General features: G+C 32.4%; 17 protein-coding genes. 9 read left to right on the forward strand and 8 right to left on the reverse strand.

The window, feature by feature from the left end:
• Positions 1 to 158: 158 nt before the first annotated feature.
• Positions 159 to 3,428: a glycosyl hydrolase gene (locus Q0822_RS16385; RefSeq protein ID WP_299125733.1), complete on the reverse strand. Its 3,270-nt coding sequence runs from the start codon at positions 3,426 to 3,428 to the stop codon at positions 159 to 161.
• A 322-nt stretch (positions 3,429 to 3,750) separates the two neighbouring features.
• On the opposite strand from Q0822_RS16385, the gene Q0822_RS16390 reads away from it, so the two are divergent.
• On the forward strand, positions 3,751 to 4,326 hold the full coding sequence (locus tag Q0822_RS16390; RefSeq protein ID WP_299125735.1) for a hypothetical protein: 576 nt from the start codon (positions 3,751 to 3,753) through the stop codon (positions 4,324 to 4,326).
• Between the two features lie 520 nt (positions 4,327 to 4,846).
• Here the strand turns inward: Q0822_RS16390 and Q0822_RS16395 are convergent.
• From Q0822_RS16395 to Q0822_RS16410, 4 genes are all read right to left on the reverse strand, one after another.
• Positions 4,847 to 5,725 (reverse strand): mechanosensitive ion channel family protein, encoded by an 879-nt coding sequence (locus tag Q0822_RS16395; RefSeq protein WP_299125737.1) that lies wholly within the window; start codon positions 5,723 to 5,725, stop codon positions 4,847 to 4,849.
• 58 nt (positions 5,726 to 5,783) lie between these two features.
• Positions 5,784 to 6,251 carry a DNA starvation/stationary phase protection protein gene (locus Q0822_RS16400; protein ID WP_299125739.1) on the reverse strand — a complete coding sequence of 156 codons (468 nt, stop codon included), beginning with the start codon at positions 6,249 to 6,251 and terminating at the stop codon, positions 5,784 to 5,786.
• A 270-nt stretch (positions 6,252 to 6,521) separates the two neighbouring features.
• The gene (locus Q0822_RS16405; RefSeq protein ID WP_299125741.1) at positions 6,522 to 6,662 is read right to left on the reverse strand and encodes a hypothetical protein; all 141 of its coding nucleotides are present in this window, start codon (positions 6,660 to 6,662) and stop codon (positions 6,522 to 6,524) included.
• Between the two features lie 46 nt (positions 6,663 to 6,708).
• Entirely contained in the window at positions 6,709 to 6,870 is a 162-nt protein-coding gene (locus Q0822_RS16410) for a DUF1328 domain-containing protein (protein ID WP_299125743.1), read from the reverse strand.
• 233 nt (positions 6,871 to 7,103) lie between these two features.
• On the opposite strand from Q0822_RS16410, the gene Q0822_RS16415 reads away from it, so the two are divergent.
• Both Q0822_RS16415 and Q0822_RS16420 read left to right on the forward strand, forming a co-directional pair.
• Positions 7,104 to 8,138: an AraC family transcriptional regulator gene (locus Q0822_RS16415; protein ID WP_299125745.1), complete on the forward strand. Its 1,035-nt coding sequence runs from the start codon at positions 7,104 to 7,106 to the stop codon at positions 8,136 to 8,138.
• A gap of 165 nt (positions 8,139 to 8,303) precedes the next feature.
• Positions 8,304 to 9,323 carry an AraC family transcriptional regulator gene (locus Q0822_RS16420; protein ID WP_299125747.1) on the forward strand — a complete coding sequence of 340 codons (1,020 nt, stop codon included), beginning with the start codon at positions 8,304 to 8,306 and terminating at the stop codon, positions 9,321 to 9,323.
• A 19-nt stretch (positions 9,324 to 9,342) separates the two neighbouring features.
• Here Q0822_RS16420 and Q0822_RS16425 read toward each other — a convergent pair whose 3' ends face one another.
• Entirely contained in the window at positions 9,343 to 10,044 is a 702-nt protein-coding gene (locus Q0822_RS16425; RefSeq protein ID WP_299125749.1) for an SOS response-associated peptidase family protein, read from the reverse strand.
• A 184-nt stretch (positions 10,045 to 10,228) separates the two neighbouring features.
• Between Q0822_RS16425 and Q0822_RS16430 the strand changes: the two genes are divergently transcribed.
• Positions 10,229 to 11,266 carry an AraC family transcriptional regulator gene (locus tag Q0822_RS16430; RefSeq protein WP_299125751.1) on the forward strand — a complete coding sequence of 346 codons (1,038 nt, stop codon included), beginning with the start codon at positions 10,229 to 10,231 and terminating at the stop codon, positions 11,264 to 11,266.
• A gap of 120 nt (positions 11,267 to 11,386) precedes the next feature.
• Here Q0822_RS16430 and Q0822_RS16435 read toward each other — a convergent pair whose 3' ends face one another.
• The gene (locus tag Q0822_RS16435) at positions 11,387 to 11,836 is read right to left on the reverse strand and encodes a PA2169 family four-helix-bundle protein (protein WP_299125754.1); all 450 of its coding nucleotides are present in this window, start codon (positions 11,834 to 11,836) and stop codon (positions 11,387 to 11,389) included.
• Positions 11,837 to 12,073: 237 nt separating this feature from the next.
• On the opposite strand from Q0822_RS16435, the gene Q0822_RS16440 reads away from it, so the two are divergent.
• On the forward strand, positions 12,074 to 12,283 hold the full coding sequence (locus Q0822_RS16440) for a DUF2945 domain-containing protein (protein ID WP_299125756.1): 210 nt from the start codon (positions 12,074 to 12,076) through the stop codon (positions 12,281 to 12,283).
• Positions 12,284 to 12,367: 84 nt separating this feature from the next.
• Here Q0822_RS16440 and Q0822_RS16445 read toward each other — a convergent pair whose 3' ends face one another.
• Positions 12,368 to 12,943, reverse strand: a complete 576-nt coding sequence (locus Q0822_RS16445; RefSeq protein ID WP_299125758.1) for a hypothetical protein — start codon at positions 12,941 to 12,943, stop codon at positions 12,368 to 12,370.
• A gap of 195 nt (positions 12,944 to 13,138) precedes the next feature.
• On the opposite strand from Q0822_RS16445, the gene Q0822_RS16450 reads away from it, so the two are divergent.
• From Q0822_RS16450 to Q0822_RS16465, 4 genes are all read left to right on the forward strand, one after another.
• Complete coding sequence (locus Q0822_RS16450) at positions 13,139 to 14,413, forward strand: DUF2254 domain-containing protein (protein WP_299125760.1); 1,275 nt, start codon at positions 13,139 to 13,141, stop codon at positions 14,411 to 14,413.
• A gap of 11 nt (positions 14,414 to 14,424) precedes the next feature.
• The gene (locus Q0822_RS16455; protein WP_299125762.1) at positions 14,425 to 15,021 is read left to right on the forward strand and encodes a DUF2652 domain-containing protein; all 597 of its coding nucleotides are present in this window, start codon (positions 14,425 to 14,427) and stop codon (positions 15,019 to 15,021) included.
• Between the two features lie 149 nt (positions 15,022 to 15,170).
• Complete coding sequence (locus Q0822_RS16460; RefSeq protein WP_299125764.1) at positions 15,171 to 16,199, forward strand: response regulator transcription factor; 1,029 nt, start codon at positions 15,171 to 15,173, stop codon at positions 16,197 to 16,199.
• 114 nt (positions 16,200 to 16,313) lie between these two features.
• The gene (locus Q0822_RS16465; RefSeq protein ID WP_299125766.1) at positions 16,314 to 17,675 is read left to right on the forward strand and encodes an NAD-dependent succinate-semialdehyde dehydrogenase; all 1,362 of its coding nucleotides are present in this window, start codon (positions 16,314 to 16,316) and stop codon (positions 17,673 to 17,675) included.
• The last annotated feature ends 12 nt before the right edge of the window (positions 17,676 to 17,687 follow it).

Raw genomic sequence — 17,687 nt, forward strand, 5'->3', positions numbered from 1 at the left:
GCGGAATTTTCCTATGGTTCGTTTCCTTTTACTAACTTAGACCTAGACAACACAACGAAATCATACACAATCCCGTTGGCAATAATTACATAAAAACCAAATAGAAAAAATTAGACCGATTTCATTTAATAAGCCTAGATTTCTAAGAACGTAAACCATCAATTCTTCGGCAGTGCCTCTCCTTCCATCCACGGTGCACCTGCCTTAACCAAATCCTTTGCCAATTTCGATAATTTCCCTTGACTAAGTTCCAATTGTGACTGTGATGAACTTAACTGCTCATTGATTAGCTGTAAAGCGTTTTTATGATTGGTTGTAGGACCATACGTTGAATGATCAATTCCAATTTGTAAAGAAAATAATCTACCGACAACTGTCGGCTTCGTTTTTTCTCCAGGTTCTAACTTCGATTTTTCACCATTTAGCTCTTGGTCAATTTTCAGAAGTTCCATTCGTACTTCTGCCAATCGATTATCAAAACTACCAGCTGTTGTTGGTGAATGACTCAATACTTTTTTCATACGCTCTACACGCGTCAAAGAATTTCTTAAACTAATTTGAATTGCAGAATGCAAACGTACGGCACTTTCATACTGTCGCCAAAACCTTGCAACCTCTTCGGGTGTAGCACCTTCTAGTGCCCCTTTGCGTAAAGGCACAACCTCAAATTCTATGGGTTGTGATAAGGCTTTCACCACGCCATTAATCTGCTGAAAAAGCGACACAGAATATTTTCCTGGTGCAACCATTAATGCTTTTGGTCTATCATCCCACATAGGTGTCGGAGGTTCAACCATGGAAATAGCATTAGGAGAAGGATACCTCAAATCCCAAGCGACTCTATGAAATCCTTTTTTGGCCTTACCGTCTATACGTCTAACGACAGCGCCATTTGTATCTTTAATTTCAACCCATACTTTGGGTGGGTTTTCCATTCGTTCCGCCTCTAAGGCTTCCCAGCCAGGGAAAGCGATATGGTGTTTAGTTCTCTTTTCTTTGGTGGCCCGAATTTCCTGTTTTGTTTTTAAATCATCTTTCAAATAGTAAGTAAAGACAGCACCAAATGGAGGATTATCAGCTACAAAATGGTCAGCACCCTGATCACCTTTTTTTCCATCAAAACCGAGATGACCACGAGGAATATACCACCATGCTTTTCGAGTAGAAAACAAAGTAGCGTCATTTTTTAAAACTTCATCATTGACTTCTCGTAATACACTTATATCATCAAAAACATAAAAACTCCGTCCAAATGAAGCTGCAACCAAATCATTTTCTCTCCGCTGAATCGCCAAATCTCGAAATGATATGGTAGGGACACCACCTTGGAGTTTTATCCACTTTCCACCAGCATTGGGAGAAAAATAAATACCAAATTCAGTTCCTGCAAACCACAAATCTCTTTTTACATGGTCTTGAACAAGACGCCAAACTAAGTTCCGTTGAGGCAAATTATTTTGAATCGGCTTCCAAGTTTTTCCTTGGTCCCTACTTTTTAAAATATACGGTTGGTAATCTCCATACTTGTGATTATCCATTGCCACGTAGACAGTATTCGCATCATGTAAATCGGCTTTGATGTCATTGATATAAGGTATTTTTGGCATCCCTTTTATAGTACTTACTTCTATTTTTCGCCAAGTTTTCCCATAATCTTCTGTCACTTGTATCAACCCATCATCAGTACCGATATATATTAAATTTTCGTCAAGTGGTGATTGAGCAATAGAAGTAATGGTGTTATAATTGGACATGGCGTTCAAATCCCATGCATTATCCCAACTTTGTTGTTTTCCCATAATCGGCAATTCTAAACGATTTTGGTTACGTGTTAAGTCTCCTGACAGCGTGCGCCAGTCATCACCGCGATTATCAGAAACCCAAAGTCGTTGTGATGCATGAAAAATTCGTTCGGGTGCATGAGGACTTACTAAAATCGGTGCATCCCAATTATAGCGTTCGTAATCTTCGTTTGCTCCAGGTTGCGGTTGAATGTCCATCACCTCGCCAGTAATCATATCTATTCTGGACAAGGTTCCCTCCTGTCGTTGTCCGTACATGATATTGGGGTTACCTGGTTCGGTAGCTGGTTGATGTCCGTCCCAATCTAAAACCACTTTCCAATCTGAATTTTGAATACCATGTATATTATCGGTTCGAGAAGGGCCGCCTTCAGTGGAATTGTCTTGTGTACCTCCAAAGATATTGTAAAAGGGCTCTGCATCATCAACCGCGACTTTATAAAATTGAGTCAAAGGAAGATTCCCCATAAAACGCCAATTTTCTGCTAAGTCAAAAGATTCGTAAACACCTCCATCTGTCCCCATCAATAAATAATCAGGATCATCTTTTCTGAAAGCCAAAGCATGGTTATCGGAGTGCTTATGCTGTTCATTCATGCGGCGAAAATTTTTCCCACCATCTTCTGAAACCTGCACCCTCACATCCATCAAATACAATCTATCAAACTGATGCGGTGAAGCATACAACTCTTGATAATAATGTGGTCCGGTTGCTCCAGATACCGCATCAGACATTTTTTTCCAAGTCGAGCCACGATCTGTTGAGCGATAAACACCTCCCTTTCGCCTGTCCAATTCAATAGCAGCGTATAACACGTCCGGTTTCTGTGGAGAAATTGCTAAGCCTATTTTACCCATATTAGATTCAGGTAAACCTATTTTGAGTTTTTCCCATGTCTCTCCTCCATCCGAACTTCGATACAATCCTGTTCCAGGGCCTCCACCCATGTAGGCGGCTACGGTTCGATGTCTATCCCAGGTAGCAGCATACATTTGGTCTGGATTGCGAGGGTCAATTACAATGTCAGTTACACCTGTCCATTCAGAATTCCCTAAAGTTTTTTTCCAATTTTTTCCGCCGTCGATAGATTTGTACAATCCTCGTTCACCACCTTTTGTCCAAAGTGGACCTTGTGAGGCGACCCAAATCACGTCGGAGTTTTCGGGGTGAATCACAATTTTAGAAATATGGTTAGAATTTTTAAGACCCATATTTTTCCAAGTCGTGCCACCATCATCGCTTTTATATACTCCATCTCCAAACGCCAAATGACGGCCACCGACATTCTCACCTGTACCAACCCAAACCACGTGTGGATTATTAGGATCAACAGTCACGCAACCCGTGGCAAAAGAATCTTCTTTATCAAATATCGGCTTCCAAGTGACTCCAGCGTTTTCAGTTTTCCAAACCCCACCGGAGGCAACTGCAATGTACCAAGTATTATCATCTTCGGGATGAATGGCAATATCTGCAATTCGACCTGACATAAAAGCAGGCCCTATGCTTCGGAATTCTAGACCCTTAAAATTTTCGTCCGACCAAGGTTCGACATTTTTATCTTGAGCGAAGAGAAAGGTTAACGAGAATAAGCATAGTAGAAATGTAAAGAAGATGTTTCTCATTAGTTTGTTTTTTATGAATAAAATAATTATTTGATCGTAATTAATTCAAATATAAAGAATTATAAGCAGAAGTTAACTTCTCAAAAAGTATACTGACTGAGTCTGATTTTTGCTTTAAATATGCGTAAGAATTAAAAATTATACTAAATCACTACATTATAGAACACGAACAAATAACGAAAGCACAACACCGTATATAATTTATTGCTAGTTCTAGCCTGCTTACGAAAATCCTTGCGGATTTTCTATTTGGTTTGTATTTACTAAATTAGGTATTTAAAATACCCAACTAACCATACAAAAGACCGTTGGCAAACATTTGATGAACAGACTACTAAAAATAATAGGAATAGTAATTATAACATATTTGTTTATATCATATGCTTTACCGAAAATAGTTGGAATTCCTATGGCTATGTGGAATTCTGGTCAATTTAGGAGTGAAAATTCTAAAATTATTAGAAAAGGTGAAACTGAAGAACTGGATGAAATTATTACGGAAAATCTAAAAGGCGAATCTGATTTTAATCCTGAAATAGCATTGAAATCTATAATTGAACTTTATCAAAAAAACAAAAATATAGTTGTCAAATCTAACGAAAATCCAATCGGAATTTATGTGATTTACGGCACTGATTATTGGAAAGAAGATTCTGAAACTTTTGAATTAAGTTTTTCACATCAGAAAGTTGATTCTAATAATGGCAATCTTTATGAATATAGAATTGATATGATTTATGAACCAAATGACTTCAAAGGAATTGAGGAATTTGATGTTAGATATAACTCGAATATGAATATCGGAGATTTTAAAAAGTCAGTTATAGAATCTATTGGATTTAAAAAAGCATTTGATATTGAGCCTACGAAAATTGAAATTATTAAAGAACAGATATAAAAAACGGTTTGCCAACACCGTGTATAATTAATTGCTTGGGTTAGTGTTACTCGGAAAATCCTGCGGATTTTCCTAAGGTTCGGTTTCCTTTTGCTAAATTAGTTGCGCGACACTCGCAACTAAACCATACACGAACCGTTAGCAACAATTGCATCGTAGCACTAACTTTTGCCAGCCTTCTTTTTTCGCGTTTTTTTAGAATTTTAAGCCAGATAAAACTGGAAACCCTTGTTACAGGTTAAAAATAACATTACTCCTTAACAATTTTAATTTATATTTGATTAATATTAATTTAATAAACAGAAAATTTAAACTGCATACGATTCTGCATACGTTTTTAATAATTATTGATCTTTGAGCCCAGTAAACATGTTCTAAAATATGTCGCCCATGAGTTCATAACCCGGAGGTCACGAGTTCAATTCTCGTTCTCGCTACAAATAAAAACGGTTTAGTATTCACTAGACCGTTTTTTTACCAATTCTATTTGAATTAGTCTGTTGCTTAAGATTTGAATTTTTTATTTATTGTTCTCAACTTTCAGATTATTATCAAACTGTAAAGTTCTGATTGGGAATGGTATGTTAAACCCTTCTTTGTCATAAGCTTTCTTAATTTCAATAATAGCTTTGCTCTGAGCTTGTAGTTTCTGTAACCCACTATGGCCATCTATCCAAAAGCGGCAGATATAATTTATTGAACTTGCCCCAAATTCTGTAAAATAAAATTCTACTTCTTTACCCAGTTCTTCTTGATTATAAATTTTAGACACTGTGTCTTTTGTTACCTGCTCTACTCTTTCTAAATCAGATTCATAGCCTACACCACACTCTACAACAACTCTAATTTTGCTTGTTAATGTATAATTTTTAAAAGGATTTTCTATAATCATCTTGTTAGGAATTACCACAGTATTATTGTCGGCTTCTCTTATGACAAAATAATTTAAATTAATATCTATGACCTCTCCTGCGTATCCATTAGTTTCTAACCAGTCGCCTACTCTAATATTTTTTCTAAATGAAAGTACAATACCAGATATAGTATTAGAGAGTGTTCCTTGCAATGCCAAACCAATTACCAGACCAGAAATACCAGCACCAGTTAGAAGACCTGTCAATGCTTTTCCTAAATTCAATGCTCCTAATGCTAAGAATAAACCAGCAAGAACAACTACTACTGCTGCAAATCTTGCTATGAGCTTAGCTATTGAGGTTTGCTTTATCTGTTTTTTAGCAAGTTTTAGTGTTATATTGAATATTAACCTTGAAATAAAATAAGAAATAGTTAATACCAGTAACGCCACACCTATGTTCGGTAGATTGCGTATTAAGGCATCTAGCCACCCTTGTAACTTGTCGGTAACTTTTCCTAGTGAGGCTGCTGTTTCAGTTTTCATAATAGTTAATTTTAGTTATTTATTTAGTTTTAGTCAGTCTTTCTTTTGGGGTTAAAATTTATTTATTAAGCCAAGCATTGAGCATCCAGCTATCCTTTTCTAATTCTCTCATGTACGCTCCTACCAAGTCAATAGTTCCCTCATCTTCAGCTTTTGCGGCCAAATCCATGGTTTTTTTCATTTGAACGAGTAAAATAGAATGATCCTTTAATAGTACTTGTACCATTTTTTCATCAGATATGAGTGATTCAGATTCCTCCAAGGAGGATGTTGAGAGATAATCACTAAATCTACTTATTGGATTAAAATTTAAGGTTAGTATACGCTCAGCTATCTCATCTACTTTTAACTTAGCATCGTTATACATTTCTTCGAATTTATTATGTAAGTCGAAAAAACTATGCCCTTTGATATTCCAATGAAAATTTCTTAGTTTTTGATAGTATAAGTTGTAATCTGATAGTAAAATATTCAATTGTTTTACTACTGGCGTTAAAGCCTCTTTATTCATATTTAGGTAATCCATATTTGTTAAATTTTGTTTAATACAAAGATATAATGAAGGGCTTTCTGAGGTTTGCTCATATCAAACTGATATTAGCTCATAAACTGACAATAGTTGCACATTAAGGGAGTTTAAAACAAGTTTGTATCATCCTTGTTACTAGACACCAAACTATGAAGTTGAAAGTGATGTGAAATCATAGCAAAATACGTAACGCTATGCATACTAGAATAAATAAAGGGGGAGTATAGACATCTCTACACACCCCTTTTATATAAATACATTTTTTTACTAATCTACTGCATCTTCAACATCGTCAGCAACATCTTCTACTGCATCTTCGACTTTTTCGCCTGTAGATTGCTCTCTACAACTAGTAATAAATATTGAAAGTGTAAACATGATTAATAGAAATCTTGATAATATTTTCATCGATTTAAGTTTTAATTAATAATAAAAAATTTTTTAACACTTTATACTACTTCTTGACTAAGCCTTTCAGTAAAGATGCCACAAATAGCACTAAAAATATAAAGAAAAGAACTTTAGCTATCGATGCAGCTCCTCCTGCAATTCCTCCGAAACCTAATACTCCTGCGATAATTGCTATGACTATAAATGTAATTGTCCAACGTAACATAATTTTGTGTTTTTAATGGTTAATAAGTTTATAAGCAAGAGTGTCTTTCACTTTTGCTAACAATACAAAGATCATTGAATTAGATTGCTTTGCTTAGTGCTATAGGATTAAATGTTAACTCATTTACATGAAAAATTAGACAAGTCAACTGTAATTTTACTAGATTTACATTAATAGCAAATAAGCGTAATACGAATTGACTATTATCCTGTTTTGTTTTAATCTATTAGATTATGGGTGAAAAGTTAAGTGTCACAGATTTTGAAGCTAGCAATATCGTCCTTGATATGGCTAAAAATCTAGACATTGAATATGATATTGTAAACACAAACGAATACTGTATTCGAATACCAGAATCCATGGGTTCTGGTTATGTTAAAGCCTATAGTTTTGATAACGGTATAAGTGTTGTTGAAACAGATTACTTTTTAAAAGAAGATTTGGTCTTTGAACTAGAACGTGGAAAAATACATCCTTTAAAAATAATTTTTAATCGAGAATCTGGTTATTATCATAAATTTAATGAAGATGAATCTTACCGAGAGATAAAAAGTTTAGAAAGTGTTATAACCTCTAGCACGCCAACTAATAATCATATTTTTAAAATTCCCTCAAATACATCTGTTTGTATTTTTAGTTTAGAAATAAACAGGAAATTGTTTGAACAAAAAATTGAAGATTTTCTTTCTGAAATGAATGATGATCTTATTGATTTATTCAGAGATGTTAATGGTATTAATCAATTTTTCTACAAAGGGCATTATTCCTTAGATGTCTCAGGACTTATTTCTGAATTTACAGAATCGGAATTAGAAGGTTTTATGAGATCTGTATTTTTAGAAGGTAAGGCCTATGAAATCCTAGTAAATCAATTACAACTATATCTCGATGATTTAAATTCACCTGAAAAAAGAAAAATTCTACGTCGTGCTACGATTGAAAGCTTAAAAGAAGCTGTAGACATTATACAAAATGAAATTGAGAATATAGATAATATTAATATTTTGGCTAAACGCGTTGGTCTAAATCAAAATACACTGCAGCGTGGATTTAAGCACCTCTATAAATCATCGGTAAAAGAATATATTAAAAATCATAGAATAGAGAAAGCCAAAGATCTCCTTGAAACAACCGATTTAAACATCACTGAAATAACTTATAAAATAGGAATTAATTCTAGAAGCTATTTTTCAAAGATTTTTAAGCAGCGATACGGACTAACACCAAAAGCCTATAAGTATAGAGCTAGACAAACAAATACAGGTTAGAAGAATATTTATAAACCTTTATTTTTTAGGTTTTGTTTAACTATTTAACCTAATAGTTGCACTTAATGTACCCAAAAGTGTCATTTTTGATTTCGAAATTGTTAATGAAATACTCTTAATTACAAGAATTTTGCATTCGATAAAAACATAATTGTTTTTTATTTAATGCGAGAAATACTCATAAATAACACTACAATAGAAGATACCATTAATGAACTTAATGTCGCGCTTGACGGCAATTTAGTTGAGAAATGGGGAGAATACACATTGACCTTTAACAATGAATTTGGTGCAGGGGTCATTAGAAGTATAGGATTTGATTGGGGATTATCGTTGTTGGATTTTGATGTAAACTTTAAGGAAGTCACCAAAATAATATTTAAGACTATTGATAAAAAATTAGTTGAATTTATATTTATATCTGAAGGCTATCTCGAATACAAGGGCAAAATTTCTGAGGATTTTGTAAATCTTGAGCGTTATCAAAATATTATTGTTTCTAGTTTGGAAACCAATAAAAAGACTTTTATTTTTCCCAAATCACAACAAGTCAAAGTTAATTTTATACAGGTAGTTACAAAAGATTATCTTAAAAAGAAAAATAACAATACAGAATACTTAGATAAGGTATTAAAGTCTGTATTTAAGGATAACGATCCAAATACCTCTTTTAAACATTTAGGTAATTACAACTTAAAGATTGCAGATAAAGTAAAAGAATTAGGCGACTCCTACGATAATGGTATTATAAGAACTTTATCTATTGAAGGTCAGCTCAATCTAATAATGGCAATGCAAATTTTAGAGCACCAAAACTCTGAAACAAGCAAATCTATAACTGATTCACTTTCAAAAGATACAATAAAGAAAATACAAGAGCTGTCTAATCATATTATAGACAATATTTCTGAACCACTAACAATTGCTGAGTTATCAAAACTGTCTGGCCTAGGTCCGAAAAAAATTCAATTAGGATTTAAAATTTTGTATTCTAAGACAGTTAATGAATATACTCGAGATTTAAAATTAGAAATAGCTAGAGATCAACTTACGAATGACGATTTGTCAATTTCTGAGATAGTCTACAGCATAGGCTTTAAAAGTAGAAGTTATTTTAGCAAAATTTTCCATGAACGCTACGGTATTCTGCCTAATGAATACAGAATTCAAGTAAGAGAGAAATAATGAGGAACTCACTTATTGCTCATTGTTTGGGTATATCCTTATAGAAAACGGGTTCTAACACAGAGTCATAGGTCACACCTATTTTGTGAAATTCTTTAGCTATAGGATGCGCACTGAAATCTAAATTAATTTTCTTCCCCAATAATTGATGGGTTTCAGTGTAATCCAAACTATCATCTAACCAGAGTTTTTGCATATCTTCATCTAAAGCAAATGGCATACTATGGTTTGAGTTATGAATTTTACTAATAAACGAATTAGCCTTAGATAGAATTAAGGCACAAGTTATAAACCCATCCTTTAACTGATTATATATACCTGCAAGAGCAAAAGGCTTTTCATTTGTTAGATGCACATAATATGGGTACAACTCACCTTTATGTAAATAGTATGTAAAAAACCCGGTTACAATAATTAGACAACGCCTATTCATAAGAGCCTCGCTATAAAGCTGCTCTTCATCTATTTTATCATACTCTATATTTAAAGTATTTTGTATGTTTTGGTAATGCTCCCAATCGTCTTCATATAACTTAGGTAATATACCCCATATGGCATAAGACACTGATTTAGGTTCTTCCATTGTTATAACAGAAATGAATGATTCTTCTAAACCATTTATTACAGGATTGTTTCTGTGCAATTTTGGGTATTTAAATTGCACATTAAACTCCTCCTCGATAGCATGTTTATTGGCTGTATTTGATAATCTATAACACATAAGCAGCAGTTTTTGAGCAAAATTACGGACAACTTGTACTCTATCTTATCTTAAATCAATCAATTAGTAGCTCAAATCAATCTAATATTTCAAAAACCTTTAAACCGTTAAACATAAACCCTATAGTGTTAATAAGGCACTCCTTAAGCACCTATCTTTGAAATAAATAAATTCTTCAGAATAGATGTATAAAGAAGATCATCATATCAATGAATTCCATAACTTTTCAATTTTAGAAGAATTATTAGGCGGCCAGTTTACCCAATATTCTAAATTGGTCTATATAAATATCAATAATGTTATTGCCAAAGGTTTCATTAAATGCGTAAAACATTCTAATGGTATTATTTCTTTTAATGCCGATTTGACTCCAAATAAGGACTTAGATATACCCATAAGCAGTTCTAAAATAGATACAATACAGTTTTTATACGTTTTTGAAGGTACTGCGGAATACCGCATTAACAATTCAAATAAACGTCATCTTGTAAATGAGCTACAAACAGCTGTGATATTAAACAAATCATCAAGTGAGACTATTCTTAGGCTAAGAAAAAATACAAGAACCATCTTTAATATCATTAGTCTTCGTAAAAAGGTCTACACAAGCTTATTCAATAAAAATGACGATGAGTTTTCAATGAAAGCTTTAAAATTTATAAATGATTTAAATAAAAGTGATAAGACTATTATTCCAGGCGATTATGATGTGAAAATTGCTGAACATTTTAAAAGTTATTTTAAACAGATTAATGATGATAAAAATATGAGCTTTTTATCTGCAGAGGGTAGTATTTATCATTTACTGTCAAATCATTTTCGTTTGGCATTAAAATGTAATGATAATTATGATTCATATGCGCAACTTAATTATACGGAACTTAAAAAAATAAGTGATTTAGGTGATGTCATAAAAGCTACGCCAGAAACTCAATATTCCATAAACATGTTGAGCAGAGAGTCTGGTTTGTCTCCAGCAAAACTTCAGGAGGGATTTAAAACACTGTATAATAGAACTGTTTCTGACTTTATAAGACATGTAAGGCTACAAAAGGCTGAATATTTAATGAATTCAACTGACTTCAATATTTCTGAGATTGTATACAGTATAGGTTTTACAAGTAGAAGTTATTTTTGTAAAATCTTTAAAAAAGAATATGGTTGTAGTCCAAAACAATACAAGAAAAAAGTAAGTAAAAATCATTACTCTCTCAGCTTATAACTAGTACTTACCCAAACTGCACTTTTAAATTAGTTAAAAAGAGAAAAGGATGCTATAAAGCATCCTTTTTACTACCAACCTAACTAATCTTAACTAACTAAATTAAGAATGTTTCTTTAACTATTGTAAGTCCTCAAGTCTTTCAATTGTTGATAATCCACTTTCAATAGTCTGCTTTTGCTTACTTAACAATAATTTTGTTGTAGATGGCAAGCTTGTTTCGTTTAATACATCGTTATATTCTTCTACAGATGATTTTTCTCCTCTTATAGCTTCCTCTAACATTGATTCTGCATTATCATTAGAGAATAATGATTTTACATCCATCCAAGCTCTATGAGCAGATCCTGTTATACTTCCTCCTTTGTCCACATCTTGTCCAAATGATTTAATTTCGCTCTTTAGTTCGTGCCCAAAATTATAGCGCTCTTGTGCTTTTCTATTAAAAAAACTTTTTAGACCAGAATGCTCTACATTCTCAGCGGCTTTTTTATATCCCTTTTCCGCATCGTATGTTTTCTCTAATAGTCCGTTTAATTTTTCTCCTACTTCTTCTGTATAATTACTCATAATTTTGTGTTTTTAAATTAATGACAACTATTGTACTTTATAAATGATGTGTTGTCATTTGCCATCATTATTTCTTTTTCATGTTACAAATTTAGCGCTTAACTAAAGGCTTACTTAGTTCATATGAGCTTATTATTAACTCATTCAAAAATGACTTCATAAATTTTTCTTAAAAGAAATCGATAGAGCAAATCAATGTGAAATTTCATCTTTATTTTTAGATAAAATTTAAATATCATGATAAGAAAAGGAACAAAAGTAAAATGGAAATGGGGAAATGGTGAAGCTGAGGGTAAGGTTGTAGAAACGTATTCTAAAAAAGTCACTAAAACGATAAAAGGTAACAATGTTACAAGGCATGGAGAGGCTGGCAACAAAGCACTTTTTATAAAGCAATCTGATGGTAGCGAAGTATTAAAAAGTGAAGATGAAGTAACAAAGCTGTAAAAGATTGAACTATAGAAATCAAAAAAGCCTCAGAAGTTGTAAAACTGAGGCTTAAATAGAAATCTCACTAAAACTAATAAATCTCTATTTTGAATAAATAACTTTAGGATTTGTTAGCTTATTTTTTAAATCGCTAACACTATTTAAATATTTGTATTGTCTATTGAAAGAGCGATTTGGTCGCTTACCAACAATATAATAGGCCACATCTAAATCTGGTGCATTTAATGTCACTTGGTCAGAAACACGCATTTTCTTGTCACCAATTTTTTGATCTGTCATTTTAAGCTCAGAAATTACATGTAGTTTTTTTCCTGTTGCCCATATCTCTATAATCTCAAGTTCGTGGGCATTATTTTCCACCTCTGCTTGTACTGATAAAGTACGTTCTTCTTTGTCACCACCATCTGGCATATCAACATCTATATAAGGTACTTCAACCTCTTCTTCTTCCATCACTATAACGACTTTAGGTATAGAAACTGTTTCTGTTTTTGTACCAACATTTACGTCTGCCCAATCTACATCGAACGTTGGTAACTGCCCTTCTTCAACATCGACGTCTACGTCAACACTAGGTAATTGAGTTTCTTTTTTTTGAGTTATATCACAGCTTGTCATTAATACTGCAATACATACTATTGTAAATAAATTTTTCATTGTGTATAAGTTGTTTGATTATTATGATACAAACCTACTGCGCATTTTAAAATCTACTTAACGCTAATAAAATCTTTATTGACTCATTCAGTCAAACTAATATAATAATGTATTGAGTTAATATTAATACGACTTTCAACATACACTTAGTTATAGTTATACTATCTTGTGATAAGCTAAGATGATAATATTTAAATGAAATATTTACTTAAAGGTATTGATCTATTTTATAAACGCATTATCGGCAGTATCGCGTTCTACCCTATCCTAATAAGCTTAGGATTCATAATACTAGCAATTGTAATGTTGAGTATTGAAAACTCAGACATATGCATTAAAATCAAAGAAAATATCTCCTACCTTCTTATCAAAGATATTGATACCGCTAGAACAATGCTATCTACTTTAATTGGTGGTATTTTTTCTCTTACAGTTTTTAGTTTCTCAATGGTAATGGTGGTCTTAAATCAGGCATCGTCCAATTTTTCACCTAGACTACTTCCTGGTTTGATTTCTAATAAAAAACATCAAATTATTTTAGGATCCTATATCGGTACACTACTCTACAGCTTAATTGTTCTAATGAATATTAAAAGTTTTGAAGCCGTGGAAGATTCCATAGGTCTATCTATATTATTAGGTGTATTTTTTGGTGTAAGCTGCACTGGGCTTTTTGTTTATTTTATACATACTATATCGCAAGAAATACAAATACAAAATATCGTCAGTCGTATTTTTAAAACATCATTAAAGACTATTGAATCGAAGATTGAATTGCAAAAAAAATCAAAAAGTATATTAGATTTTAATAATGAAGGTATAAACTTTGAAATTAAATCAGAAAAAACAGGTTATTATGAAGGCTTCTCAAAAGACTTACTATCTAACGCTCTTGACAATTATGACGACATACACATAGAAATTATACCACAAACCAATAAATACATAAAAGAAGGAGATGTACTCATAAAAAGCAACAAACAAATTGACGATGATAAGCGAGAAGATTTATTGTTTAGCCTCAGTATTTTGCCAAGTATGCATGTAGACAAAGGGTACACGTCTAATATGATTAAACTAATGGAAGTTGCGATTCGAGCTATGTCGCCAGGTATAAATGATCCTGGTACAGCTGTAGATGTTATCAATAAATTAGGGCTACTTTTAAAGAAAGCCTTTGAATTAAAAAGCCATACTTATTTAGAAAAAGACAACTTTGCTGTGTTATATCATGACATTGACTACAAGGAAATAATGCGCTTGGTATTTCAACCCTTACGACAATATTCTAAAAATGATAGTGTTGTGATGTATAAGTTAATAGATACGTTGAATTATGTCAATAATTCTGACACGATTACCTTAGATGCTAAAAAAGCAGTAAATTCAGAATTAAAATCTTTAGAAGATGATGCAAAAGAAAGTATCTTTAACAAAGACGATTTAAATATTATTTTAAATATCAAATAAAACATATGAATATGTCACCGACATTAATATGCATACCAGACATTAGTGGATTTACTAAGTTTATGTCTGACGTAGACATTAGTTTAACTTCAAAAGTTATTCCGTCGCTTTTGAATAATATCATATATGCCAATAAACTCGATCTAAAAGTCTCTGAGATAGAAGGTGATGCTGTTTTGTTTTATCGTACAGGAGAGTTACCTCCTTTTGAAGATTTAATCAATCAAATGCGATTATTTTATACAAGATTCTATGAACAGTTAGAGGTATTAGGTAAACGTTTCAGCCATAAAATAAATGGTGATGATATTCCAGAAAGGCTAGGATTAAAAATAGTGTTGCACTATGGAAAATCTGTTGGCTCAGTTGCCATCGGGTCCAGAATTAAACTCATGGGAGAAGACGTTATTATAGCACATAGGTTGCTCAAAAATAATATCCCAATTGATGAATATCTACTGTTATCTGATACTTTATTAGACGAATATAAAGACGAAAAGATATATGCTAATTTTGATTGGGGAAGACTTATAAAAGAGGAGGAGGCCTACAAGCATATTGGTGAAATAGGTTATAGCTATGTTAACTTAACGCCCTTAGTAGATTAATTTTTAATATTTAAAAAATTATACTTCACAATACAATCTCATTGTAAGAATATTTACGACCTAGCTATATTTATGTTAAACTTTTATATTTAAACATTAAACAAAAATACTTATAATCTATTTTTATATTAACTAACCAACACAGTAATATGACCGAAATAAATATAACTGCTCAAAGTACAGAAGGTACGGTAAAGCAAATACAAGAAGTCATTGGTGGTACCATAGAAGATAAATGGGGAGAATACACATTGACTGTTGATAGTGATTTAGCTCATGGAAATATTCGATTTATAACTTTTGATTGGGGAGTAAGCTTGTTAGAATATGATATTACCTTTTTTGAAGAGATTGTTTTAATAATGGATGCTTCTCAGTATAATCCTATCCATTTTGCCTACTGTCTAAATGGTAATTGTGGCCATCGATTTGGTTTTCAAAAAGAAATTAAAACCCTGCAGCAATTTCAGTCTGTAATTATAACAAGCCGCGATGGTGGTTATAATTATGGTTACTTTCCAAAGGACACTAAATTAGAAATCAATGTTATACAAATTGTAAGGAAACAATTCTTAAAAAAGCGACTGAATAATGTATCACAACTCAATCAAAAATTATATGAAGTGTTTTTAGATAAAGATCATGATAAAACATTTTCCTACTTTGGCACTCACAATCTTAAAATAGCTGGAGTTATTGGTAGTCTCAGAAAGATTCGTCAAAAAGGCATGGCGAGAGTCCTACAAATTGAAGGTAAAGTCTACCAGATATTATCCATGCATTTACAGCAATATAATTTGGACGTTAACAACAAAAAAGTAAAGACAAACCTTTCAAGAAGTGAATTAAAAATTATACGTGGTATTTCTAAAAAAATATTAAAAGATGTTTCTTTAGATTATTCAGTTGATTTACTAGCTGAAGAATCTGGTTTAACTCAAGCAAAACTTCAAGAAGGGTTTAAATTACTTTATAACAGAACTGTTACTGAATATATAAGACATGTAAGATTAGAAGCTGCAAGAGAATTAATTAATACCACAGACTTAAACATTTCCCAGATTGTTTATTCAATTGGCTTTAGTAGTAGAAGTTATTTTTCAAAAATTTTCAAAGAAAAATTTGACATTAGTCCTAGTGAGTTTTTAAAACTTAAGCGTGCTAAAATAGCAATCTGATAATGTATTACAACTAATAATTACATCAAATGCGTTAACCAAGACAAGCGATGTATCATAATTTAGTGTCATAATAAAATTGAAGCCAATTTAATAACGATACACCATAATATTATGTACACAACATTAACATCAGTAAATCCTTATACAGGAGAAACACTCAATAATTATCATTTACAAAATGATAGTGAGATTATCTCTATTATAGAAAATTCAGATAAAGCGCAGGCGTCTTGGAAAAAAAGATCTCTCAAAGCGAGAGCAGAACTTCTTAGCGACCTCTCTAATCATCTCGAAAAAAATAAACAAGCTTTTGCAGAATTAATAACCAAAGAAATGGGCAAACCTGTTTCTGAAAGTATTGCAGAAATTGAAAAGTGTATATGGTTAAGTGATTTTTACAAAGTTAATGCTGAACAATTTCTATCCGATGCCATAATTAAAACTGATGCTATTGAAAGCTTTATTAGTTACGATCCACTTGGTTGTATTTTGGGTGTTATGCCTTGGAATTATCCATTCTGGCAAGTCCTAAGATTTGCAATTCCAACTTTAACTGCTGGAAATACCGTTTTAGTAAAACACGCCTCAAATGTTACAGGTTGTGCCCTAGCTATCGAAAAATTATTTATAGATAGTGGCTTCCCACAAAATTGTTATCAAGCGTTACTCACAACACATGACAAAACAGAATCTATTATTAATCATAAATCCGTTAAAGCGGTTAGCTTAACTGGCAGTGCAACTGCTGGTAAAGAAATAGCAACACTTGCAGGTAAATATCTAAAAAAAACATTATTAGAACTTGGCGGAACTAATGCATGCATTGTCTTAGAGGATGCAAACTTAGACGCTCATTTAGATACTATGGTAAAAGCGAGATATCAAAATACAGGTCAAAGCTGTATTGCAGCAAAACGCTTCATTGTAGTTGAAAGTATTTATGACGAGTTTTTGAAGAAGTTTACGGATAAAGTTTCCAAATTAAAAATTGGTGATCCGATGGATTCTGAGACCGACATCGCCGTTTTGGCATCCGATGAATTCTCTGAAAATTTAGGTAAACAAGTTCAGAAATCTCTAGATGTCGGTGCCAAAGTACATTACGGTAACCATTCTAAAAACGCATTTTATCAACCTACTATATTAACCAATGTCATTCCCGGAATGTCGGTTTTTAGTGAGGAAACATTTGGACCAGTAGCAGCAATTATTAAGGCAAAGGACACGGAGCAAGCTTTATCTTATAATAATGATAGCGACTATGGCCTTGGTGCGATGTTATTTACAGAAGATATTGAAAAAGTAAGGACTTATGTTAACACTATAGACGACGGTTCGTTTTTCGTAAATGATATGGTGAAATCTGATCCAAGGTTACCTTTTGGTGGTACGAAGAACTCAGGCTACGGTAGAGAACTTTCTAAAGAAGGTATTTTAGAATTCACTAACAAGAAAACAGTTTATATTAAGTAAGACATTTTATGA

The organism is uncultured Winogradskyella sp. (genome assembly GCF_947496485.1).
GTDB lineage: Bacteria > Bacteroidota > Bacteroidia > Flavobacteriales > Flavobacteriaceae > Winogradskyella.

Coding starts and splice junctions, on each gene's coding strand:
- Q0822_RS16385 (WP_299125733.1), bottom strand. CDS start 3,428: ATGAGAAACATCTTCTTTACATTTCTACTATGCTTATTCTCGTTAACC.
- Q0822_RS16390 (WP_299125735.1), top strand. CDS start 3,751: ATGAACAGACTACTAAAAATAATAGGAATAGTAATTATAACATATTTG.
- Q0822_RS16395 (WP_299125737.1), bottom strand. CDS start 5,725: ATGAAAACTGAAACAGCAGCCTCACTAGGAAAAGTTACCGACAAGTTA.
- Q0822_RS16400 (WP_299125739.1), bottom strand. CDS start 6,251: ATGGATTACCTAAATATGAATAAAGAGGCTTTAACGCCAGTAGTAAAA.
- Q0822_RS16405 (WP_299125741.1), bottom strand. CDS start 6,662: ATGAAAATATTATCAAGATTTCTATTAATCATGTTTACACTTTCAATA.
- Q0822_RS16410 (WP_299125743.1), bottom strand. CDS start 6,870: ATGTTACGTTGGACAATTACATTTATAGTCATAGCAATTATCGCAGGA.
- Q0822_RS16415 (WP_299125745.1), top strand. CDS start 7,104: ATGGGTGAAAAGTTAAGTGTCACAGATTTTGAAGCTAGCAATATCGTC.
- Q0822_RS16420 (WP_299125747.1), top strand. CDS start 8,304: ATGCGAGAAATACTCATAAATAACACTACAATAGAAGATACCATTAAT.
- Q0822_RS16425 (WP_299125749.1), bottom strand. CDS start 10,044: ATGTGTTATAGATTATCAAATACAGCCAATAAACATGCTATCGAGGAG.
- Q0822_RS16430 (WP_299125751.1), top strand. CDS start 10,229: ATGTATAAAGAAGATCATCATATCAATGAATTCCATAACTTTTCAATT.
- Q0822_RS16435 (WP_299125754.1), bottom strand. CDS start 11,836: ATGAGTAATTATACAGAAGAAGTAGGAGAAAAATTAAACGGACTATTA.
- Q0822_RS16440 (WP_299125756.1), top strand. CDS start 12,074: ATGATAAGAAAAGGAACAAAAGTAAAATGGAAATGGGGAAATGGTGAA.
- Q0822_RS16445 (WP_299125758.1), bottom strand. CDS start 12,943: ATGAAAAATTTATTTACAATAGTATGTATTGCAGTATTAATGACAAGC.
- Q0822_RS16450 (WP_299125760.1), top strand. CDS start 13,139: ATGAAATATTTACTTAAAGGTATTGATCTATTTTATAAACGCATTATC.
- Q0822_RS16455 (WP_299125762.1), top strand. CDS start 14,425: ATGTCACCGACATTAATATGCATACCAGACATTAGTGGATTTACTAAG.
- Q0822_RS16460 (WP_299125764.1), top strand. CDS start 15,171: ATGACCGAAATAAATATAACTGCTCAAAGTACAGAAGGTACGGTAAAG.
- Q0822_RS16465 (WP_299125766.1), top strand. CDS start 16,314: ATGTACACAACATTAACATCAGTAAATCCTTATACAGGAGAAACACTC.